General features: G+C 59.0%; 22 protein-coding genes. 16 read left to right on the top strand and 6 right to left on the bottom strand.

The features are described 5' to 3' along the window. The first annotated feature begins 181 nt into the window (after positions 1–181). The 4 genes from IEX44_RS11775 (at position 182) to IEX44_RS11760 (ending at position 4,376) form a co-directional block, all read left to right on the top strand. Entirely contained in the window at positions 182–1,705 is a 1,524-nt protein-coding gene (locus IEX44_RS11775) for a DUF1800 domain-containing protein (RefSeq protein ID WP_188693648.1), read from the top strand. Further along, complete coding sequence (locus IEX44_RS11770) at positions 1,698–2,906, top strand: DUF1501 domain-containing protein (protein ID WP_188693645.1); 1,209 nt, start codon at positions 1,698–1,700, stop codon at positions 2,904–2,906. The genes IEX44_RS11775 and IEX44_RS11770 overlap by 8 nt, the downstream gene beginning before the upstream one ends. Before the next feature lie 146 nt (positions 2,907–3,052). Then, a complete protein-coding gene (locus IEX44_RS11765) occupies positions 3,053–3,700 on the top strand; it encodes an alpha/beta hydrolase (protein ID WP_188693643.1) in 648 nt (215 codons plus the stop codon). 13 nt (positions 3,701–3,713) lie between these two features. Further along, entirely contained in the window at positions 3,714–4,376 is a 663-nt protein-coding gene (locus IEX44_RS11760) for an energy-coupling factor ABC transporter permease (RefSeq protein WP_188693641.1), read from the top strand. 5 nt (positions 4,377–4,381) lie between these two features. Here IEX44_RS11760 and IEX44_RS11755 read toward each other — a convergent pair whose 3' ends face one another. Then, positions 4,382–4,927 (bottom strand): DUF1415 domain-containing protein, encoded by a 546-nt coding sequence (locus IEX44_RS11755; protein WP_188693638.1) that lies wholly within the window; start codon positions 4,925–4,927, stop codon positions 4,382–4,384. 55 nt (positions 4,928–4,982) lie between these two features. Continuing rightward, on the bottom strand, positions 4,983–5,456 hold the full coding sequence (locus IEX44_RS11750; protein ID WP_188693633.1) for a hotdog fold domain-containing protein: 474 nt from the start codon (positions 5,454–5,456) through the stop codon (positions 4,983–4,985). Between the two features lie 173 nt (positions 5,457–5,629). Between IEX44_RS11750 and IEX44_RS11745 the strand changes: the two genes are divergently transcribed. Further along, on the top strand, positions 5,630–6,367 hold the full coding sequence (locus IEX44_RS11745; RefSeq protein WP_188693630.1) for an NAD-dependent protein deacylase: 738 nt from the start codon (positions 5,630–5,632) through the stop codon (positions 6,365–6,367). Between the two features lie 4 nt (positions 6,368–6,371). On the opposite strand, the gene IEX44_RS11740 is transcribed toward IEX44_RS11745, so the two are convergent. The 4 genes from IEX44_RS11740 to IEX44_RS11725 form a co-directional block, all read right to left on the bottom strand. Then, the gene (locus IEX44_RS11740) at positions 6,372–6,647 is read right to left on the bottom strand and encodes a hypothetical protein (RefSeq protein ID WP_188693627.1); all 276 of its coding nucleotides are present in this window, start codon (positions 6,645–6,647) and stop codon (positions 6,372–6,374) included. Positions 6,648–6,657: 10 nt separating this feature from the next. Beyond that, a complete protein-coding gene (locus tag IEX44_RS11735) occupies positions 6,658–7,035 on the bottom strand; it encodes a hypothetical protein (protein WP_188693622.1) in 378 nt (125 codons plus the stop codon). Positions 7,036–7,147: 112 nt separating this feature from the next. Further along, on the bottom strand, positions 7,148–7,507 hold the full coding sequence (locus IEX44_RS11730) for an NUDIX hydrolase (RefSeq protein WP_229679004.1): 360 nt from the start codon (positions 7,505–7,507) through the stop codon (positions 7,148–7,150). Positions 7,508–7,558: 51 nt separating this feature from the next. After that, positions 7,559–8,317 (bottom strand): FadR/GntR family transcriptional regulator, encoded by a 759-nt coding sequence (locus IEX44_RS11725; protein ID WP_188693618.1) that lies wholly within the window; start codon positions 8,315–8,317, stop codon positions 7,559–7,561. Positions 8,318–8,558: 241 nt separating this feature from the next. Here IEX44_RS11725 and IEX44_RS11720 point away from each other — a divergent pair, with 241 nt between their 5' ends. The 11 genes from IEX44_RS11720 to IEX44_RS11670 all read left to right on the top strand — a co-directional run bounded on the left by IEX44_RS11720 (position 8,559) and on the right by IEX44_RS11670 (position 19,260). Then, positions 8,559–8,879 (top strand): UxaA family hydrolase, encoded by a 321-nt coding sequence (locus IEX44_RS11720; protein ID WP_188693616.1) that lies wholly within the window; start codon positions 8,559–8,561, stop codon positions 8,877–8,879. Then, positions 8,863–10,089 carry a UxaA family hydrolase gene (locus tag IEX44_RS11715; protein ID WP_188693613.1) on the top strand — a complete coding sequence of 409 codons (1,227 nt, stop codon included), beginning with the start codon at positions 8,863–8,865 and terminating at the stop codon, positions 10,087–10,089. Before IEX44_RS11720 ends, IEX44_RS11715 begins: the two co-directional genes overlap by 17 nt. A gap of 13 nt (positions 10,090–10,102) precedes the next feature. Beyond that, positions 10,103–10,840, top strand: a complete 738-nt coding sequence (locus tag IEX44_RS11710) for an SDR family oxidoreductase (RefSeq protein ID WP_188693611.1) — start codon at positions 10,103–10,105, stop codon at positions 10,838–10,840. Between the two features lie 14 nt (positions 10,841–10,854). Beyond that, complete coding sequence (locus tag IEX44_RS11705) at positions 10,855–11,961, top strand: ABC transporter ATP-binding protein (RefSeq protein WP_188693606.1); 1,107 nt, start codon at positions 10,855–10,857, stop codon at positions 11,959–11,961. Then, positions 11,958–12,968, top strand: a complete 1,011-nt coding sequence (locus tag IEX44_RS11700) for an aldo/keto reductase (protein ID WP_188693603.1) — start codon at positions 11,958–11,960, stop codon at positions 12,966–12,968. The genes IEX44_RS11705 and IEX44_RS11700 overlap by 4 nt, the downstream gene beginning before the upstream one ends. Positions 12,969–12,970: 2 nt before the next feature. Beyond that, on the top strand, positions 12,971–13,825 hold the full coding sequence (locus tag IEX44_RS11695) for an amidohydrolase family protein (RefSeq protein WP_188694023.1): 855 nt from the start codon (positions 12,971–12,973) through the stop codon (positions 13,823–13,825). A gap of 193 nt (positions 13,826–14,018) precedes the next feature. Then, positions 14,019–15,344 carry an ABC transporter substrate-binding protein gene (locus IEX44_RS11690; RefSeq protein WP_188693601.1) on the top strand — a complete coding sequence of 442 codons (1,326 nt, stop codon included), beginning with the start codon at positions 14,019–14,021 and terminating at the stop codon, positions 15,342–15,344. 125 nt (positions 15,345–15,469) lie between these two features. Continuing rightward, a complete protein-coding gene (locus tag IEX44_RS11685) occupies positions 15,470–16,372 on the top strand; it encodes a carbohydrate ABC transporter permease (RefSeq protein WP_188693598.1) in 903 nt (300 codons plus the stop codon). A 1-nt stretch (position 16,373) separates the two neighbouring features. Continuing rightward, positions 16,374–17,345 (top strand): carbohydrate ABC transporter permease, encoded by a 972-nt coding sequence (locus IEX44_RS11680; protein ID WP_229679002.1) that lies wholly within the window; start codon positions 16,374–16,376, stop codon positions 17,343–17,345. Positions 17,346–17,349: 4 nt separating this feature from the next. Continuing rightward, positions 17,350–17,679: an L-rhamnose mutarotase gene (locus IEX44_RS11675; protein WP_188693595.1), complete on the top strand. Its 330-nt coding sequence runs from the start codon at positions 17,350–17,352 to the stop codon at positions 17,677–17,679. Between the two features lie 477 nt (positions 17,680–18,156). After that, positions 18,157–19,260 (top strand): mandelate racemase/muconate lactonizing enzyme family protein, encoded by a 1,104-nt coding sequence (locus IEX44_RS11670; protein ID WP_188693592.1) that lies wholly within the window; start codon positions 18,157–18,159, stop codon positions 19,258–19,260. Positions 19,261–19,262 lie beyond the last annotated feature (2 nt).

Below are 19,262 nucleotides of genomic sequence, written 5' to 3'. Positions count from 1 at the left end.
GCGTTCTTATTGTAGATGCGGGTTGGCAGCCCGTTGTTGCGCCGCACCAGCCCTGCCGGACGGGGAAATCGACAACTGTACATACGCATGGTTACAGGCGCTGGTCATCGCACTATCGGGTAAATACGTTGAACAGGCATAAAACAAGCGCTCATCCCAGGTTTTGCAAGGATATCGATCCATGCCCTTGACCCACCCGTTGCCTTCGCTGGCACTTGCCCTTGCGCTCATCAGCGGCCCGGTGCTGGCTGCCGATGCCGGCATCACGCTGTCGCAGCCCGATCTGGACTGGCTGCAACGGGTAACCTGGGGCGTGGATGCCGCCACCGTCGCCCGCTTTCATCAACTAGGCCGCAACGGCTACCTGGATGAACAACTGCACCCGCAAGGCGATGAGCGCCTTCCTGCCGCCGTCAAACAACAAATCGCCGTGCTGGATATCACCCGTCAAACGCCACTGAACTACGAAGCACAGTACCGCATGCTGAACGAGCAACAAAAGAATGCGGCAACGGACGATGACAAACAAACACTGCAAAAAGCGCGTAACGAGCTAGGTAACAGCACCCTCAACCAGGCCATGCAGCGCCATTTGCTGCGTGCGCTGTATTCACCCGATCAGTTGCAAGAGCGCATGACCTGGTTCTGGCTGAACCATTTCAGCGTGTTTGGTGGCAAAAACAATCTGCGCACGCTCATTCCGGATTACGAAGAAAGCGCCATCAGGCCGCATGCGTTGGGCCACTTTCGCGATCTGTTGACAGCGACCATGGAGAGTCCCGCCATGCTGGTGTATCTGGATAACGCCCAGAATGCTGTCGGCCGCATCAATGAAAACTACGCCCGCGAAATCATGGAACTTCACACCATGGGCGTGGGCAGCGGTTACAGCCAGCAAGATGTACAAGAACTGGCGCGCATCCTCACGGGCCTGGGGGTGAACTACAACGCTGACAACCCCCGGGTGAAGCCAGACTTGATGCCCTTGCTGGTGCGCGATGGCGCGTTTGAGTTCAACCCGCAGCGGCATGACTTCGGCAACAAGACATTCCTCGGACAGAACATTGCCGGCAGAGGCTTTGCCGAGATCAACCAGGTGGCCGCGCTTCTGGCCAGCCAGAGCGCCACCGCGCACTTTGTCAGCCGCCGGATCGCAACATACTTCATGGCACAAACGCCGCCAGAGAGCGTGGTCGATGACATGGCGCGGACCTGGCAACGTACCGATGGCGATATAGCCGCGGTACTCAAAACGTTGCTGACAAGCCGGAATTTCAACGCTTCTTTGGGTCAGCAATTCAAAGACCCGATGGCCTACACGCTGAGTGCCTTGCGCCTCGCGTATGACGGCCGCCAGATCACCAATCTGCGCCCTGAAATCAACTGGCTGTACGGCTTGGGCGAGCCCCTTTATGGCCGGCTCACGCCCGATGGCTACCCACTGACAGCAGAGGCCTGGTCCAGTTCTGGCCAGTTGGTCAAACGCTTTGAAATTGCCCGTGCCATTGGTTCTGGCAATGCCGGATTGTTTGACCTGCAGGATGGCACCAAAGGCAGCGGCTTTCCCATGCTGACCAATCGGCTGTACTACCAGGTGTTCGACCCCTACGTCACCGCCAATACGCGCAACGCGCTGTCTCAGGCTAACTCGCAGCAGGAATGGAACATGCTGCTGCTCTCGTCTCCGGAGTTCATGTATGACTGATCACCACGATGAGTTTCAGGCCGACCGCCGCCGTCTTTTGCAATGGCTGGGAGCCGGTGCGGCTGCCAGTACGCTGACCTGGTCAGGCAAGCTGTTTGCCGCAACCAGCAATACGGACACCCGCTTTTTGCTGGTGTTTTTACGCGGTGGCTATGACGCCACCAGTTTGCTGGTACCGGTGAGCAGCGCCGACTATTACAGCGTGCGCCCCAATATTGCCATCAGCAAAACCGACGCCCTGCCACTGAGCAACGATTGGGGCCTGCACCCGGCGTTGAAAGACTCGCTCTACCCGTTGTGGCAACGTTCAGAAATCGCCTTCGTGCCTTTTGCCGGGACGGATGATCTGACCCGCAGTCATTTCGAGACTCAAGACAGCATTGAACTGGGCCAGCCCACCAGCGGCCATCGCAATTACCAAAGTGGTTTCATGAACCGCCTGGCCCAGCAAATCCAGGGCGTGCCGGCTATCTCTTTCACCGGCACATTGCCCGTCTGTTGCGCCGGCCCGATCAGCATTCCCAATGTGGCTTTGCAAGACGCCAATCGCGCGCCGTTTGATGACCGGCAATCAAAACTCCTGGCGGCGATGTACGACAATCATCCGCTGGGCCCGCAAGTAAAAGAAGGGCTGGATCTGCGGCAGGGCGTCGCCAAAATGCTGCAAGACGAAATGACCGCCGCCAACCGTGGGGCCGTCTCTACACGTGGTTTTGAAGACCAGGCCCGCCGCATGGGCCGCTTGATGCGCGAGCAATATCGGCTAGGGTTTGTGGACGTCGGCGGCTGGGACACGCACGTGAATCAGGGCAATACCAACGGCGCACTCGCTGCCAATCTCAATAATCTGGGCAAGGGTCTGGCGGCATTCGCGCAGGAATCCGGCGATGCCTGGTCAAAAACCGTGGTGGTGGTGGTCTCTGAATTCGGCCGTACCTTCCGCGAGAATGGCAACAAAGGCACCGACCACGGCCATGGCAGCGTGTACTGGGTGCTGGGTGGCGGCATCCATGGCGGACAAATTGCGGGTGAGCAGCAGGAAGTTTCTATCCCCAAACTGTTCCAGAACCGTGACTGGCCAGTGCTGAACGACTACCGCGCCATGCTCGGCGGCATGTTCACGCATATGTACGGGTTTAACGGGCAGCAGGTGGAGGCGGTTTTTCCGGGCGTGAAGCCGGTGGATATAAAACTGGTGTGATTTTGGGACCCTCTCGGTCTGGCATCGGTCAGAAATGACTACGCTGTCCGGCGCCAACGAGGGTCCCGGTTTAAGCCACCCAAGCAAACCACCAGATCCCCAGGCTAAAATACAACCCTCCCCCGTGCCCCGGTGCAGCCAGAAAAATGAACAGCCCCCGCAAAGCCCCCACCTTCGAAACCATCAGCATCACCGGCCCGGCAGGTCAGCTGGAATGCCTGAAACTGGAATCTGCCCTGCCCGAAACCCGTGGCATTGCCCTGGTCGCCCACCCCAACCCACTCGAAGGCGGCACGTTCACCAACAAGATCGTTACCACCCTGGCCAAGACGCTCTCCCGCCTGGGTTACGTGGCCTACTGCCCTAACCTGCGCGGCGTGGGTCACTCTGAGGGTGAGCATGCTTACGGTAAAGAAGAACCCAACGACATGGCTGCCGTGCTGGCACATGCGCGGGCAGAAAACCCGGGCGTTGCCGGTCTTGTGTTGTCCGGGTTCTCTTTCGGCACCTATGTGCAATCGCAATTTCGCCAGCGCCTGACCGATGATGAAGTCCAGGGCATGATCCTGATTGGCCCTTCAGTCACGCGCCAGGCCTTCCCCGATGTGCCAGCCGACACCATCATCATTCATGGCGAACAGGACGAAGTCGTCGACCTGCACCGCGTGTTCGATTGGGCACGCCCGCAACAACTGCCGGTGATCGTCGTACCAGGTGTGGGGCATTTCTTTCATGGCCGGCTGACGCAACTGGCCGATCTGGTTGATCGTGAATGGCGCATCCGCTTGATGTGACGTCATCGCGGCCATGAACCTCGTCGCCGCCCACTTTCCGCAATCCTGGCTGGTCGCGGCCTGGCTGGTCGCGGGCGCGCTGCTCATCCGTTCCGCAGTGCGGGTTCCCTGGTTGAAACTGCCACAAGCCGAAATGACCTGCTGGTTTGGCGGGATTGTCGTCGTGCTGATGGCATGGCAGATGAAAGCCAGCCTGCAACCGGGGCTGGCTTTTCATTTGATCGGCGCAGCAGCGCTGACCCTGATTGCAGGGCCAGATCGTGCCCGGCTTGGGTTGGCTGTGGCACTGGCGGCAGACATTTACGACGGCCATGGCAACTGGGCCAGCCTGGGTTTGTCCTGGCTGATCGTCGCGGCCGTGCCCACCACGTTGACATGGCAGCTACTGCGCTTTGCCCAAAACAAAATGCCGCTCAACTACTTCACGTACATTTTCGTGAACAGTTTTGCCGCGGGTGCGCTGTCGATGTGGCTGGTAGGCCTGTTGACCTGCGGGTTACTCGCGCTGGCTGGCGTGTATGACTTTGGCTTTCTGGCCGATGAACAACTGCCGTATTACTTCTTGATGGGCTGGCCAGAAGCGTTTATCACCGGCATTGTCATGACCTTGCTGGTGGTGTATTTCCCGCAATGGGTCGCGACGTTTGATGATGGGTTGTACCTGAAAGACAAGTAAACGCTTCACCCCTCGCTCATTAATTTCTTCCAGCCCTCCAGCCCGATGCGCCGCATGGTTTCCATATTGCGCTCAAAGATGACCGAGGCATCCGGAAACGCCGCCACGGCGCGTTCAATGCTGGCTTCGCGAATCAAATGCAGAATCGGATACGGCGCGCGGTTGGTGTAGTTCTCAATGTCATCCGCGCCGGTGCCGGCAAACTGGTACTGCGGGTGAAAACTGGCCAGTTGATACTTGCCGCGAAAACCCATCATGTCCACCAACGCATCGGCCTGATGGATGAAATCGTTGAAATCCAGAAAGTCCGCAAACGCCTGCGGAAAGATCACCAGAGTGGTGTCCACGTCTGATGGATCAGCATCGTTGAGTTCCAGCAGTGCCAGCTCCAGATCGCCCTCCGCCGCATCAGCCGCAGTGGCTTCACTGATCACGTAGCGGATCTGCTGTTTGACATGCACGGCCTTGGCAAACGGGCACAGGTTCAGGCCGATGATGGCGCGTTCCAGCCAGCGGCGGGTGTCAGCAAGAATGATGTGGGAGTCGGTCATGGCGGGTGCTGTACAAGGAGTTGCAGCCCGCCATTTTAGCGCTTACCGCGCCCGATCAGGCCTTCTTTGCCGAAACCCACATGGTGACCGTGGCCAGCAGCACGATCTGGTCGTTGGTATCGAGCACTTCGACCTGCACAGGCAGGTTGATACCGGTACCCCAATCAGCTGGTGTATCCACAGTGGCAATGGCACGCAGGCTGGTTTCGGCTTTTTTGACGTACTCCACCGTCATGCCTTTGGGAATCCAGCGATGGCTGGATGGAATAGTCACGTCCGTCATGGTGCCCGCAGCCAGTTCTGCCATATTGCACATGGCAATGGCGTGAACGGTGCCAATGTGGTTCTGCACCTTGCGGCGCTTTGTGATGGACACCTGAGCCCGGCCGGCCTCTAGCACATCAAAGCGCGGGCTGATCGAGGCAAAGTAAGGCGCCTTGAAGCAAACCAGCCGGGAAAACAACCATTTGCCCGCTGGCAGGCCAGAGAATTTTTGCCACATGTTCAGAAGTGCATTGGGGCGAGCCATGTTCGTGCCTTGTTGTTGATCTCATGTATGGGCGCAGCATTTCACACATCGGTGCGGCTCACCAATTGGGGTGCGGCCTTAGCCTGGCGTTTGAATTTGGTCGGTTTGCGTTTGCAGCGCCTGATTGATTTGGCACACTGACGTTTTGATCTGCTCGATGTATTGCCGCCGCCATGGACCAGCTAGAACACCTCACCCGCCTGATCAAGAACGCCAACCACATCGCCGTGCTTTCCGGCGCGGGGATGAGCACTGAATCAGGCATTCCGGATTTTCGTTCCGCTAATGGTTTGTTCACACAGAACCGCAGCTTTGCTGAAGTGGTGTCGATTGATTACTTTCTGGATTGCCCGGATGGCTTCTGGGATGCATTCCGGGACATCTTCAAACTCAAGCTGGCAGGCCAGTATGAACCGAACGCCGGCCACCGTTTTCTGGCCTGGTTAGAGCAACAAGGCAAGCGCATCAGCGTGCTGACCCAGAATATCGACGGCCTGCATCACAAGGCAGGCAGCGCTGAAGTACTGGAAATGCACGGCAGCCTGATGGGCGCCAGTTGCCTCTCTTGCGGCACGCAACATGATCTGGCCTGGGTGCAGCAACATGCGGTGCCGTTGTGCCGCAATTGCCAACAGGTGATCAAGCCGGACGTAGTGTTGTATGGCGAGGCCGTGCCATTGATCGAGCGTGCTTTTGATCTGGCCGTGAATGCCGATCTGGTGCTGGTCATGGGCTCATCACTGGAAGTCGGCCCGGTGAACATGATCCCGGTTGAGGCGGCACGGTTCAACGTACCGTGCGCACTGATCAACCTCTCTGATACCCGGCTGGACCGGTTCTTTGAGGTCATCATCCGCGCGCCCATCGGGGAGACTTGCACTGCGTTGCAGAACCGACTGACTACGGCGTGACAATCTAGCCCGGTGGCACCATATCCGCCAGCAAATGCACGGTGACTCCGGGCAGATGCTGGCGTAACGCAACTTGCACGCGCAGCACATGCGATAGCCCGATCACCACCGCCAGGCGCCCTGGCTGTGCGGCCACTTCGGCAACCCGCGCCACGATGGCCTGATTGATGCGCAAAGCCCGCTGCTGATAAAACTGGGCCAGTGGCGCAAATGCACCCGTGCACCAGTCGTAAAACGTAATCCATTGCCCGGCAATCTGTAGCGCCTGCGGGCTGTTCATGGCGAACAGGTCATTGCCTTCCAGAAATGGCGCCAACGCGGTGTTGTACCGTGTATAAAACGCCTGACCAGCAGGTGGTAGATCTGCCCCACCCAATCGTTCTGACAAGCTTTGCGCTTTGCTGCTCAGCCAGGATGGCCGCAACAGCGTGTTCATCTCCCTCGCCCAGCCAGTCAAAACCATGTGCGATGGCGGCGTAGCCCTGGGCCAGCATGGCCATTTCCGGCGCGTAACGGCCAGGATATGCATCAGGGTTGGCCAGATCAGCCGGGCGGATTTCCAGCAGTACACGCGCGGGCTGCAACTGCTGCAATACACCGGTCAGTTGCTGCACCATCACGTTGTGCGTGTCGGATAGATGGTTGGTGCCTATCAGAAAAACCTGCATGCTGCCCCCTGACCAGAATCAATGTGTCAGTCTGGCAGAAAGCGTTGTCCGCACGCAGCGTCGCAATACCATCAGGCCGTAGCGCGCAATAAATCCAGCAGAGGGCCTTCTGTCAGCAAAGGTGCCAGCGGTACATCGCACGGGCCGGATACGGTAGCCAGCGATATTCTTCAATTTCAGCGGTCAGGTGCAAAGACCCGGTGATTTCACCGACAAAAGCGTCTGCCCGCACACGCCGGCCAGCCTCGTTGGCGGCAGCCGCTTCAAATCGCCCCAGCGGCTGCAAACTGGCTACATCAACGTTGCATTGCAGCTCTTCAAAGATTTCCCGTGTCAGGCATTGCACGGCGGTTTCACCCGTTTCGGGTTTGCCGCCAGGCAGCATGAAACGCTGTGTGCCACGCTTGCGCACGCACAGCATCAGACCATCGCGGATAACGGCAATGATGGCCACGTGGATCACATCAGACATACCAGAACACCTGCAAACACAAGACCGGCAGGATAACGCGCGGGCGGGCAATCAGTCATTCGCATCCATCGTGCCCTGCCCCGGCACGCCAGACAATCCGCGCAAGAATGCCTTGCGCACATCGCTTAAATGTCGGCGCATGGCGGTGCGCGCAGCGGTGCTGTCGCGCTGGATAATGGCATCCAGAATGCGCCGGTGATCCTGGCTTGTATCTTCAAACAAACGCTGCGTGACGAAGTGATCTTCAAAGCGCGCAAACACCGGGCTGGCACGCTGATCCCATAATTGGGCGATCAAATGCACCAGGGCCTGGTTACCGCTCATCTCTGCAATCTTCATGTGAAACCGACGATCGGCAGGCTGGATGTGGTGTAAACGCCGGTGCTCGTCGGCAATTTCGCCCAGCATGGCTTCCAGAATATCGATGTCGGGTTGCGTCGCGCGTTTGGCGGCCAGCGCAGCGGTTTCGCATTCCACCAGAATGCGCGCTTCCAGCAACTCCAGCGGGCCGACATCCGGCCAGCCATTTTGTTGTGATGCATCATCCGTCGCAGCCGGTGCAGCGGTAGCGGGTTTATCCAGCACCGTGACGCCGTTGCCCACCTTGACCGACACCCGTCCTTCCACTTCCAGCGCGATCAACGCTTCACGTACGGATGCGCGGCTCACGCCGAGTTGTTCTGCCAGTTCGCGCTCTGCAGGCAGCAAACTGCCCGGCGGAAACTGGCCGCTCTCGATATGCCGCAGGATCAATTGAGCAATTTGCCGATACAGCCGTCTGGATTCAATCTGCGGCAGCCGGTTTGTCATAGTCCACCCCTGTGTCTGGCTTTTTCTGCCATTAAATCATTGCGATGCAACACGATGTAGCCAAGAAATTTTCACTACAAACCGCTTGACATGCGGTCGGTCTCATACCAATCTTTGGCTCAATGGTCAGACCAATAGACCTTCGGACCAAGTATACAACGGATGTAGTCAATTTATCGCCGACAGGCAAATACGCTGACTGGAGATACACCGTGATACCGCAATATCCAGGTGCCAAAGCATGAGTAGCCAGACCGACCGCCGCCTGTTGCTGATCGGCCAGGCAGACAATTGCCTGATCGTCTGTGCGCCGCTGGCTGCAGGTGACACTGTGTTGGTCGAAGGTGTCGCCGTCACATTGCCGAACGCCATTGCCATTGGTCACAAGCTGGCACGTACCGCCATTGCCACGGGCGAGAAAGTGCTGCGCTACGGCGCCATTATCGGCAGCGCCACCCAGCCAATTGCCCAGGGCGAACATATTCACACGCACAACCTCGCCAGCGATTACCTGCCCACCTACACGCTTGAGGAAGGTCAGAGTTATGTCCACCAACACTGAACTCATCGCCCCTTTGCAAGGCTGGTTGCGCAGCGATGGTCGCAAGGGCATTCGCAACGTGGTGGCCGTGGCTTACCTGGTGGAGTGCGCGCATTTTGTCGCCAGTGAGATCACCCAGCATTTTCGCGGGCAGCCGGTGCATCTGATTGGTTTTCCGGGCTGTTACCCCAATGCCTACGCCGACAAAGTCATGCGCCAGCTGGCTACGCACCCCAATGTCGGCGCAGTGCTGCTGGTGTCTTTGGGCTGTGAGAGCTTTGACAAGCGTGGTCTGGAAGCCCATATCGCGGAGACGGATCGCCCCGTCCATACGCTCACTATTCAGGACAAAGGCGGCACCCGCAGCACCATTGCCCAGGGCGTGGAATGGGTGCAATGGGCCGTTGAGCAACTGGCAGAACAACCCCGTGTGCCGATGCAATGGGATGAACTGGTCGTCGCCACCATTTGCGGTGGTTCTGACGGCACCAGCGGCATTACCGCCAACCCGGCAGTGGGCCGCGCGTTTGACCAGCTGATTGATGAAGGTGCGGCCTGTATTTTTGAAGAAACCGGCGAGCTGGTTGGCTGTGAATTTCACATGAAGCGCCGCGCCGCCACGCCGGAACTGGGCGATGAAATTGTCCGTACCGTGGCCAAGGCTGCACGCTATTACGCCACCCTGGGCCACGGTAGTTTTGCGCCCGGCAATGCCGACGGTGGCCTGACCACGCAGGAAGAAAAATCCCTCGGTGCGTATGCCAAGAGTGGTGACTCCCAGATTGTCGGACTGATCAAACCAGGCGATGTGCCGCCCACCGGCGGCCTGTATTTGCTGGACGTGGTGCCCGATGGCGAAGTGCGCTTTGGCTTTCCGAATATCTCTGACAACGCGGAGATCGTCGAACTGATGGCTTGTGGTGCGCACATCACCCTCTTTACCACCGGACGCGGTTCAGTAGTCGGTTCTGCCATTGCCCCGGTGATCAAGATTTGCGCCAACCCGCAGACCTATGCGCGCCTCGCCGAGGATATGGACGTCAATGCCGGCCGCTTGCTGAACGGTGAGGCGACGCTGGATGAATTGGGTGCCGAGATCGTGACTCTGGTCCATGAAGTCGCCAACGGCGCACCGAGTAAATCTGAAGCTTTGGGGCATCAGGAATTCATCCTGACCTACAAGCAATTTGAACCGCTGGGGCCGGCTTGCCTGCCCCTGCGTTCGGTTTAACAGAGAGCCCGACATGACACAAAGACTTGCCGGAAAAACAGCCTTCATTACCGCCGCAGGCCAGGGCATGGGCCGTGCTGCGGCGCTGGCGTTTGCCGAAGAAGGTGCGCAGGTGTGGGCGACGGATATCAACGCTGACGCGCTCTCCACGCTGGATCACCCACGCATCCGTACCCGTGTGCTGGACGTGCGTAATAGCGCAGAAGTGGCGCTGGCGGCGGCGGATATCGGCGCCATCAGTGTGTTGTTCAACTGCGCCGGCTTTGTCCACAACGGCAACATCCTGCAATGCAGTGAGGACGATTGGGATTTCAGTGTCGATCTGAACCTGAGTAGCATGTTTCGCGTCACCCGCGCGTTCTTGCCGGCCATGCTGGAACACGGCGGTGGTTCGATTATCAACATGGCGTCGATGGCATCCAGCCTGAAAGGGTTTCCCAACCGCTTTGTCTACGGCACCACCAAGGCAGGCGTGATCGGTTTTACCAAGGCGGTGGCCGCCGACTTTGTCAAACAGGGTATTCGTAGCAACTGTATTTGTCCTGGTACGGTGGATACCCCTTCCCTGCGCGGACGCATTGCCAGCGCGGCAGACCCGGTGCAGGCAGAAAAAGATTTCATTGCCCGCCAGCCTATGGGCCGGCTGGCAACGGTGGACGATATCTCGCCCTTGCTGGTCTATCTGGCCAGCGATGAATCGAAGTTTGTCACCGGCGCGGCGCTGTCGGTCGACGGCGGCGTCACCATCTGACAACGGGACATCCAATGGCTTCTGTAACACTGCATCAGGTCAAAAAAAGCTACGGCGAGACGGCCATCATCCACGGCGTGGATCTGGCCATTGCGGATGGCGAATTCGTTGTGCTGGTCGGGCCGTCCGGCTGTGGCAAGTCCACGCTGTTGCGCATGCTGGCCGGGCTGGAAGAAATCTCCGGCGGGCAGATCCGCATTGGCAACCGCGTGGTCAACGGCTTGCCGCCACGTGATCGCGATATCGCCATGGTGTTCCAGAATTACGCGCTCTATCCGCACATGACGGTTGGCGAAAACATGACCTTTGCGCTGCGCCTCAAGAAGCAACCCGAGGACGAAATCAAGCACCGGCTGGATCAGGCCGCGACCATGTTGGGGCTATCTCATTTGCTGGAACGCTTTCCCCGTCAGTTATCCGGCGGGCAGCGCCAGCGCGTGGCCATGGGTCGGGCGATTGTGCGTGATCCGCAGGTGTTTTTGTTTGATGAGCCGCTCTCCAATCTGGATGCAAAACTCCGCGTGCAAATGCGGGCAGACATCAAGGCACTCCATCAGCAACTCAAAACCACGTCCGTGTATGTCACCCACGATCAGATCGAAGCCATGACCATGGCCGACCGCATTGTGGTGCTGCATGACGGGCTGATTGAGCAAGTCGGCACGCCGCTGGAGTTGTACGACAATCCGGCCAACAAGTTTGTCGCGGGGTTCATCGGGTCTCCGTCCATGAACTTCTTGCCCGGCACTTTGCGCCATGCTGCGGGCAGCACGGTGATTGATCTGGAAGACGGCCAGTACTGGCCAGTCAGCACTCAGGAAGTCGGCGCGGCCGGGCAAAAAGTGTGGCTCGGCCTGCGGCCAGAACATTTGCAGGTGGTGGACGGGCATGGCCTGAACGCCACGATTCGTGTGGTCGAGCCCACCGGCGCAGACACGCACCTGATCATGAAACTGGGCCAGACCGAACTGTGTGCCACGGTGCGAGATCGTATCCACGTGCAGTCCGGCCAGACCTTGCAAGTGATGCCGCTGCCGGGCAAGGCCTACCTGTTTGATCACGCAACTGACGCTCGCATTGCGTTGACAGCCGATGCCCCAACACCGGAGGTGGTGCAATGAAAGTCACCGACCGGCGCGTGCTGGGGCGCAGCGGCATTGAAGTCACCGCTTTTGGCCTGGGTGGCGCACCGCTGGCCGGGTTGTATCACGACGTCAGCGAAGCAGACGCCCGCGCTGCCATTGAGGGCGCGTGGGATGCCGGCTTGCGGTACTTCGACACCGCACCCTACTACGGCTACACGAAGTCGGAACACCGTTTTGGCAACGCGTTGCGGCAACGGGTGCGCGGCGAGTTCGTGTTATCGACCAAAGTCGGCCGTTTGCTCAAGCCAGGCAACCCGCAAAGCGACGAAAACGGCTGGGTGAACCCGCTGCCGTTTGAACCGCATTACGACTACAGCTACAGCGGCATCATGCGCTCGTATGAAGACAGCCAGCAGCGGCTGGGCATGGCGCAAATCGACATCCTGTTGGTGCACGACATCGGCCGCACCACGCATCACGATCAACACGACCATTACTTCAACCAGTTGACTGCCGGTGGTGGTTTGCAAGCGCTGGATGAACTGCGCAGCAGCGGGCAGATCCGCGCCGTCGGGCTGGGGGTGAACGAGTGGGAAATCGTCCATGACGTGATGCAGGTGTTTGATCTGGATTGCTGCCTGCTGGCCGGCCGCTATACCTTGCTGGAACAACAGACCCTCTCGCCCTTTCTGGACAACTGCGTCGCGCGCGGTGTGGGGATCATCCTGGGTGGGCCGTTCAACTCTGGCGTGCTGACCGGCAACCGCAAATACAACTACGCCGATGCCCCGGCACGGGTGCTGGAGCGTGTCGCCGCGCTACAAGCGGTGTGCGATGAATTTGGCGTTGCACTCCCCGCCGCTGCCTTGCAGTTCCCGCTGGCGCATCCGGCCGTCGCTACCTGTATTCCTGGCGGCAAAACGCTGGCCCAACTGCAGCAAAACTGCAGCTGGTTTGAACACGCCATCCCCGCTGCTTTATGGCAAACGCTCAAACACCGCGGCTTGTTGCATGAAGCCGCCCCGGTGCCCGGCGGAGCATGACCATGCGCGTCGATGCCCATCAGCATTTCTGGGATTTGTCGCTGGCCGGTTATGACTGGCCCACGCCGGATCTGACTGCCATCTACCGTAGTTTCCGGCCGCTGGATCTGCAGCCGTTGCTGGCCGCTAACGGCATTGATGGCACGGTGCTGGTGCAAACGCGGCCATCGATTGTCGAGAACTTCTACCTGACCGATCTCGCCGCACGGCATCCGTTCATTCTGGGGGTGGTCGGTTGGGTGGATCTGGCTGAGCGTGAGGCCGCCATCCGCATTGCCAAGTGGGCAGAGCAAGACAAGTTCAAAGGCGTGCGGCCCATGTTGCAAGGGCTGGATGATGACCGCTGGATACTCCAGCCCAAACTGGAGCCCGCCATCCGCGCATTGATTGAACACGGTCTGACCTTTGATGCGCTCATCCTGCCCAGGCACTTGCCGCATCTGGCCGTCTTTGCGCGGCGGTATCCAGAGTTGCCCATCGTCATTGATCACGCGGCCAAGCCGGACATTGCGAACCAACACATTGACCCCTGGCGTGAGGACGTGGCCGCGCTGGCCGACTTGCCCAACGTGCATTGCAAACTCTCAGGCCTGGTGACCGAGGCTGCCACAGACTGGCATACCGATCACCTGCGCCCGTACTGCGAACATCTGCTGTCCACCTTTGGCCCACAGCGGCTGATCTGGGGCAGCGATTGGCCGGTGTTGCGGCTGGCAGGCGATTACGCCCGCTGGTGCAGCACCACGGATGAATTGCTCGCCACGCTTTTACCCGACCAGCGCGCAGCCATCCTGGGCGATAACGCCGTCGCCTTCTACCGGCTTGGCACCACCACGCCGGACACCACAAAAGCATGAAGTGCTTGAGGAGCCTCTGAACCAGCCCCCTGCGGGCCGTATGAATATGCTTGAAGCGATCTGCCGCGTTGCAAATCCTCGCCGTAGCCGAACTACGGCTGCGGTTTGTGCCTTGCATCTCATCTTCAATCACATCCGTACAGCATTCGAAAAGACTGGTCCAAAGGCTCCATAACGACTCTGGAGGCCTGAGATGAAGAACCAACCGTTTGTTGCATCGCTGACGCTGTTATCGACCCTGGCCGCAACACTGGTCATGCCCACCGCCTGGGCTGGCCCGTATGACGGCTATACCCTGCGCGTGAAGCTGATTGGCGGCGAGCAGTACGAACCGCTGTATTCGGTGATTCCGGAATGGGAAAAGAAAACCGGCGCCAAAGTGCAGATTGTTTCGAGCAAAAGCCACTTTGAACTGGATCGCGAACTCAAGCAGGACATCGCGTCCGGCAAGATCGACTACTGTCTGTTCTCTAACCACACCAACTTCGCGGCCCAATACGTCACGATCACGCGTGACCTCAAACCGCTGGTTCCCGCTGATTTTGTGAGCAAGTTCTCGCCGCGGGTAATCCAGCAATCCACCATCAAGGGCAAGTTGCTGGAAATCCCGCGTCACTCTGACATCAGCGAGCTGTATTACAACAAGAAAGCGTACGACGACCCTGCCAACAAGGCCGCCTACAAAGCCAAATTCGGCAAGGACCTGGCCCCGCCGCAAACCTGGGATGACGTGGCCCAGCAGGCCAAATTCTTTGCCAAGCCGCCCAATTTTTATGGCACCCAGTTTGCCGGCAAGGACGAAGCCATTACCGGCCGTTTTTATGAAATGCTGGTCGCCAACGGCGGGCAATTGTTCGACAAGAACTTCAAACCCACTTTCAACAGCCCGGCCGGGGTGAAATCGCTCAACTGGTTTGTCGACCTGTACAAGTCTGGCGCGGTGCCCAAAGGCGCACCCAACTATGTGTGGGATGACCTGGGCAACGGTTTTGCCAGCGGCACCGTGGCGCTGGATCTGGACTGGGGCGGTTGGGCCAGCTTCTTCAACGATCCCAAGAGCAGCAAGGTGGCGGGCAATGTGGGGATTATCCGCGCGCCCAAGGGTAGCTCTGGCAAACGCACCGGCTGGTCTGGTTCGCACTCGTTCTCGATCACCCAGTCTTGCGACAACCCCAAGGCAGCAGCGGACTTCCTGATGTTCATCACCGGCTTTGACGCGCAAATGCTGGAAGCCCGTCGCGGCCTGATGCCGACCCGGCTGGATGCCCAGCAAGCCGCCCTGGCGGAGTTCAAAGCCAAGAACGAAACCTATCTGACCGACGTGTTCAACACCTTTGCCGCTGGCATGCGCGAAGACTCGTTCACCCCGCCGCTGATCCCGGAATGGGTTGAGGTGTCCAACAGCATCTGGCCGGAACTGCAAAAGGCGATTGTCGGCGACAAGACCAGCAAGCAAGCACTGGACGATGCCGCGAAGAAGGTCGAAGCGTTGATGGATGACGCGGGGTATTACAAGTAAGACGTCTCTGCAAACCGGGATATGTAGGGTGGATTCGCGAAGCAATCCACCGTAGCGCAGGTGGATTGTCGCTGCGCTCCGAATCCACCCTACAAGCCTTACGAGATGACGACACGGACTCAACCATGAAACTGTTGCGAAAACTGCCACCAGAAGCACGCCTGTTGTTGCCGGCGTTTGTGGTCATCCTGCTGGTGGTGGCGGTACCACTGCTGTTCTCGCTCTACACCAGTTTCACCAGCTACCGGCTGGTGCGGCCAGAAACGATCTGGAATGTGGTCTGGTTCAAGAACTACCTCAAACTGTTTGGCAACAGCGATTTCTGGTGGGCGTTTGGCCGCACCGTGCTGTTCCTGACAGTAGTACTGAATCTGGAAATGCTGTTTGGCCTGGCGCTGGCCTTGTTGGTCAACCAGGTCACGCGCGGGCAACGCATGCTGCGCACCATCATGATGTTCCCGATGATGTTTTCACCCGTGCTGGTGGGCTTTCAGTTCAAGTTCATGTTCAACGACAACATCGGCATCGTGAACCACATTTTGCAGAACTGGTTCGGCGTGACGGAGGCCATTCCGTGGCTGGTGGAAAGCCATCTGGCGTTCTTCTCGCTGGCCTGTGCTGAAATCTGGAACTCCACCGCCGTGTTCGCCATCTTGCTGCTGGCCGGGCTGATGGCCATGCCGCAAGACCCGCTGGAAGCCGCGCGGGTGGATGGCTGCACGCCGTTGCAGGCCTTTCGCCATGTCACGCTGCCCTTTCTGATGCCGTTTGTGTACATCGCCATGACCATCCGTTCGCTGGATGTCGGGCGCGCATTCGATATCGTCAAGATCATGACCAATGGCGGCCCCGCTGGCCGCACCGAGTTGATCTGGACCCTCTCCGCCCGCGCAGGTTATGAAGATGCGCGCATGGGTTACGCCAACGCCATGTCTTATGTGGCCGTCTTGTTGTCGATTGCCTTTACCGTGCATTTCTTTCGCAAGCTCAATGCCTCACGGCAGTTCCTGAACGAAGTGGATGCCTGACATGACCCAGTCCGCCCTCATCATCGACCGTAACCCGGCACTGGCCCGCACGCTGGAAACATCTCCACCCGGCGGCGCCTTGCCTGAGCTATCCGGGCTGGATGACGAACCCGTGAAAGAACCCTGGCTGCCCGCCGCACTGCTGATGCGCTGGGGCGTGCGCGCCTGTGTGTTCATCGCCATGTGTTTGATCATGCTGCCCGGTCTGTGGGTGATGCTGAACGCATTCCGCACCAACGTCGCCATCCTGGCGCGGGACAGCATCTTTGCCGCCACCAGCTACACACTGGACAACTTTCGCGACGTGTTCGGGATGGGCGATACGGCGGGGATTCCGGTCAAGGCCTACTTTGTGAACTCGCTGGTGATCTCGGTGACCAGTACAGTGATTGCTATCGCGATCGGGCTGGCCGGCGGTTACGCCTTTGCCCGCTACAAATTCCGCTTCAAGAAAACGCTGTTTGTAGGGCTAATGCTCAGCCGCGCCGTGCCAGGCATCGCGCTCTCCCTCCCCGTGTTCATCATCTGGTCCTGGCTGGGGCTGATTGATACCAAGGTCGGCACCATCATCGTCTACGTGGCGATGAACGTACCGTTCTCGGTCTGGCTGATTGACGGGTTCTTCCGGCAGATTCCCAAAGAACTGGCCGAAGCCGCCGAAATTGACGGCTGCACCCGTTGGCAAGCGTTCTGGCAGGTCGAGTTCCCCATGGCCAAATCCGGCATTGCCTCCGCCGCCATTTTTGCCTTTTTAACCGCGTGGAACGAGTTCGCCCTGGCATCGCAACTCACCCGTAGCACCGACACCAAAACCTTGCCCGTGGGCCTGATGGACTTTACGGCGCAATTCACCATCAACTGGGCCGGCATGTGTGCGCTGGCGGTGATCATCATCATTCCCGCGCTGATCCTGACCTTTATCGTGCAAAAGCACCTGATTGCCGGGCTGACTTTTGGTGGCGTAAAGGGCTAAACGTATGCAACGAATGGGCATGGTCATTGGCATCCGGCCAGAGCGGATTACCGAATACAAAGCGCTGCATGCGGCTTGCTGGCCAGAAATCCTGGCCGGGTTGGCCGCGGCCAATGTGAAAAACTACAGCATCTTTTTGCGTGAACCCGAGAACCTTTTGTTTGGTTACTGGGAATACCACGGCACCGACTTTGCGGCAGATATGCAGTCCATTTCTGATCAGGCAGTGACCCACCGCTGGTGGGCGCTGTGCTCGCCCTGCCAAGTCCCGCTGGAAAGTCGCGGTGCGGGGGAGCATTGGACGGGGATGGAGCTGGTGTTTCATATGGATTGATGGCGGCGCAGGGTGGATTCGGAGCGTCAGTGACAATCCGCCGTCGCTACGGCGGATTGTCACTCGCCTACGTTTGCCAAGTGCGAAGGTTTCTTTTCTGGCTGACATTGCAGCTGGATTCCCACCAAGGGGGCCGCCGAGGTCGGGAATGACGAAGTGGTATGCATAGATTGGAGCATTCTTGCACGCAGATGGGCTGCGGGGCTGGGGCGGCTTTTGACTTGCCTCCCCTCCGGCAGCGCCGAGCATCGCAGTGAGGACCGGGGTTTCGGCGTAAGGGTGTTTGAGCGCAGCGAGTTCCCTGGAGCCAGCCGGCACTCACGAGAAGCGTAGGGAACCCGAAGGGCGCTGTCGCAGGGGTCGCCTTTCTTTGGTTACTTTCTTTGGCGAAGCAAAGAAAGTGACGTGGTCCGGGCACCCCCGGTATGTAAACACCGCGCCGTCAGGCGCTAAACCAAAAGCGCTCGATCAACTGCTATGTCCAAAATCACCGCCCTCCACATCTACCTCATCAACCTCCCCCCCAAAACAGTCCGAACCGACGCCATCCAGTCCTTCGTCACGCAAGAAACCCCCATTGTCCGCATCATCTGCGACGACGGCACTGAAGGCATCGGCTACAGCTACACCATCGGCACCGGTGGCTCCTCCGTCATCGCCCTCCTCCGCGACCACCTCGCGCCGCAACTGATCGGTCGTGACCCAGCCTGTGTTGAGGCGATCTGGCGCGACTTGCTGTTCCACACCCACGCCACCGCAGTCGGCGCCATCACCAGCCTGGCGCTCGCCGCGATCGACACCGCTCTGTGGGACTGGCGGGCCAAACGCGCCAGCCTGCCACTGTGGCAATTGCTGGGCGGCGCGCAAGAACAAGTCCCGGTGTACACCACGGAAGGTGGCTGGCTGCAGTTGCCACAATCGGCGCTGGTTGAGCAAACCCTGGCCGCCCAGGTTGCGGGTTTCAAAGGGGCCAAACTCAAAGTGGGCAAACCGCGTGCGGCAGAAGACGTGCGCCGGCTGCAAGCGGTGCGTGATGCAGTGGGCGATGAGTTTGAACTGATGGTCGATGCCAATCAGGCATTCAGCGTTTCTGAAGCGCTACGCCGGGCCGATGCGCTGGCACCACTCAACCTGGCCTGGCTGGAAGAACCCGTGCCTGCGGATAACCTGGCGGGGCACGCGCAACTGGCTGCGCACAGCCGCATCCCGATTGCAGTGGGTGAATCGCTCTATAGCCCGGGCCAGTTTGCAGATTACGTGCAACAGCAAGCGTGTTCGATCATCCAGGTCGATGTTGCACGCGTGGGTGGCATTACACCCTGGCTGAAAGTGGCACAAATGGCGGCTTGCCATAACCTGGCGGTTTGCCCGCACTTTTTGATGGAATTACACGTGAGCTTGTGTTCTGCCATGCCCAATGCCACCTGGCTGGAATACATTCCGCAACTGGACGACATCACCACCCACCCGATTCAGATTACCGACGGCATGGCCACGCCGCCCGCTGACGCGGGACTGGGGATTGCCTGGAACTGGAGCGCGCTGGAACAACGCAGCCTTGTCCGCCACCACATCTCTTGACC

The sequence above is a fragment of the Silvimonas amylolytica genome (genome assembly GCF_014645555.1).
GTDB classification, from domain to species: domain Bacteria; phylum Pseudomonadota; class Gammaproteobacteria; order Burkholderiales; family Chitinibacteraceae; genus Silvimonas; species Silvimonas amylolytica.
The sequence above is the reverse complement of the archived record's forward strand: the minus strand, read 5'-3'. Positions and strand labels throughout refer to the sequence as shown.

Bases quoted from the DNA above. Each gene is read 5' to 3' on its own strand.
- IEX44_RS11695 (WP_188694023.1), top strand. From the start codon at position 12,971: ATGCGCGTCGATGCCCATCAGCATTTCTGGGATTTGTCGCTGGCCGGT.
- IEX44_RS11685 (WP_188693598.1), top strand. From the start codon at position 15,470: ATGAAACTGTTGCGAAAACTGCCACCAGAAGCACGCCTGTTGTTGCCG.
- IEX44_RS11705 (WP_188693606.1), top strand. From the start codon at position 10,855: ATGGCTTCTGTAACACTGCATCAGGTCAAAAAAAGCTACGGCGAGACG.
- IEX44_RS11760 (WP_188693641.1), top strand. From the start codon at position 3,714: ATGAACCTCGTCGCCGCCCACTTTCCGCAATCCTGGCTGGTCGCGGCC.
- IEX44_RS11700 (WP_188693603.1), top strand. From the start codon at position 11,958: ATGAAAGTCACCGACCGGCGCGTGCTGGGGCGCAGCGGCATTGAAGTC.
- IEX44_RS11765 (WP_188693643.1), top strand. From the start codon at position 3,053: ATGAACAGCCCCCGCAAAGCCCCCACCTTCGAAACCATCAGCATCACC.
- IEX44_RS11745 (WP_188693630.1), top strand. From the start codon at position 5,630: ATGGACCAGCTAGAACACCTCACCCGCCTGATCAAGAACGCCAACCAC.
- IEX44_RS11690 (WP_188693601.1), top strand. From the start codon at position 14,019: ATGAAGAACCAACCGTTTGTTGCATCGCTGACGCTGTTATCGACCCTG.
- IEX44_RS11735 (WP_188693622.1), bottom strand. From the start codon at position 7,035: ATGCAGGTTTTTCTGATAGGCACCAACCATCTATCCGACACGCACAAC.
- IEX44_RS11725 (WP_188693618.1), bottom strand. From the start codon at position 8,317: ATGACAAACCGGCTGCCGCAGATTGAATCCAGACGGCTGTATCGGCAA.
- IEX44_RS11680 (WP_229679002.1), top strand. From the start codon at position 16,374: ATGACCCAGTCCGCCCTCATCATCGACCGTAACCCGGCACTGGCCCGC.
- IEX44_RS11670 (WP_188693592.1), top strand. From the start codon at position 18,157: ATGTCCAAAATCACCGCCCTCCACATCTACCTCATCAACCTCCCCCCC.
- IEX44_RS11750 (WP_188693633.1), bottom strand. From the start codon at position 5,456: ATGGCTCGCCCCAATGCACTTCTGAACATGTGGCAAAAATTCTCTGGC.
- IEX44_RS11770 (WP_188693645.1), top strand. From the start codon at position 1,698: ATGACTGATCACCACGATGAGTTTCAGGCCGACCGCCGCCGTCTTTTG.
- IEX44_RS11755 (WP_188693638.1), bottom strand. From the start codon at position 4,927: ATGACCGACTCCCACATCATTCTTGCTGACACCCGCCGCTGGCTGGAA.
- IEX44_RS11720 (WP_188693616.1), top strand. From the start codon at position 8,559: ATGAGTAGCCAGACCGACCGCCGCCTGTTGCTGATCGGCCAGGCAGAC.
- IEX44_RS11675 (WP_188693595.1), top strand. From the start codon at position 17,350: ATGCAACGAATGGGCATGGTCATTGGCATCCGGCCAGAGCGGATTACC.
- IEX44_RS11740 (WP_188693627.1), bottom strand. From the start codon at position 6,647: ATGAACAGCCCGCAGGCGCTACAGATTGCCGGGCAATGGATTACGTTT.
- IEX44_RS11715 (WP_188693613.1), top strand. From the start codon at position 8,863: ATGTCCACCAACACTGAACTCATCGCCCCTTTGCAAGGCTGGTTGCGC.
- IEX44_RS11775 (WP_188693648.1), top strand. From the start codon at position 182: ATGCCCTTGACCCACCCGTTGCCTTCGCTGGCACTTGCCCTTGCGCTC.
- IEX44_RS11710 (WP_188693611.1), top strand. From the start codon at position 10,103: ATGACACAAAGACTTGCCGGAAAAACAGCCTTCATTACCGCCGCAGGC.
- IEX44_RS11730 (WP_229679004.1), bottom strand. From the start codon at position 7,507: ATGTCTGATGTGATCCACGTGGCCATCATTGCCGTTATCCGCGATGGT.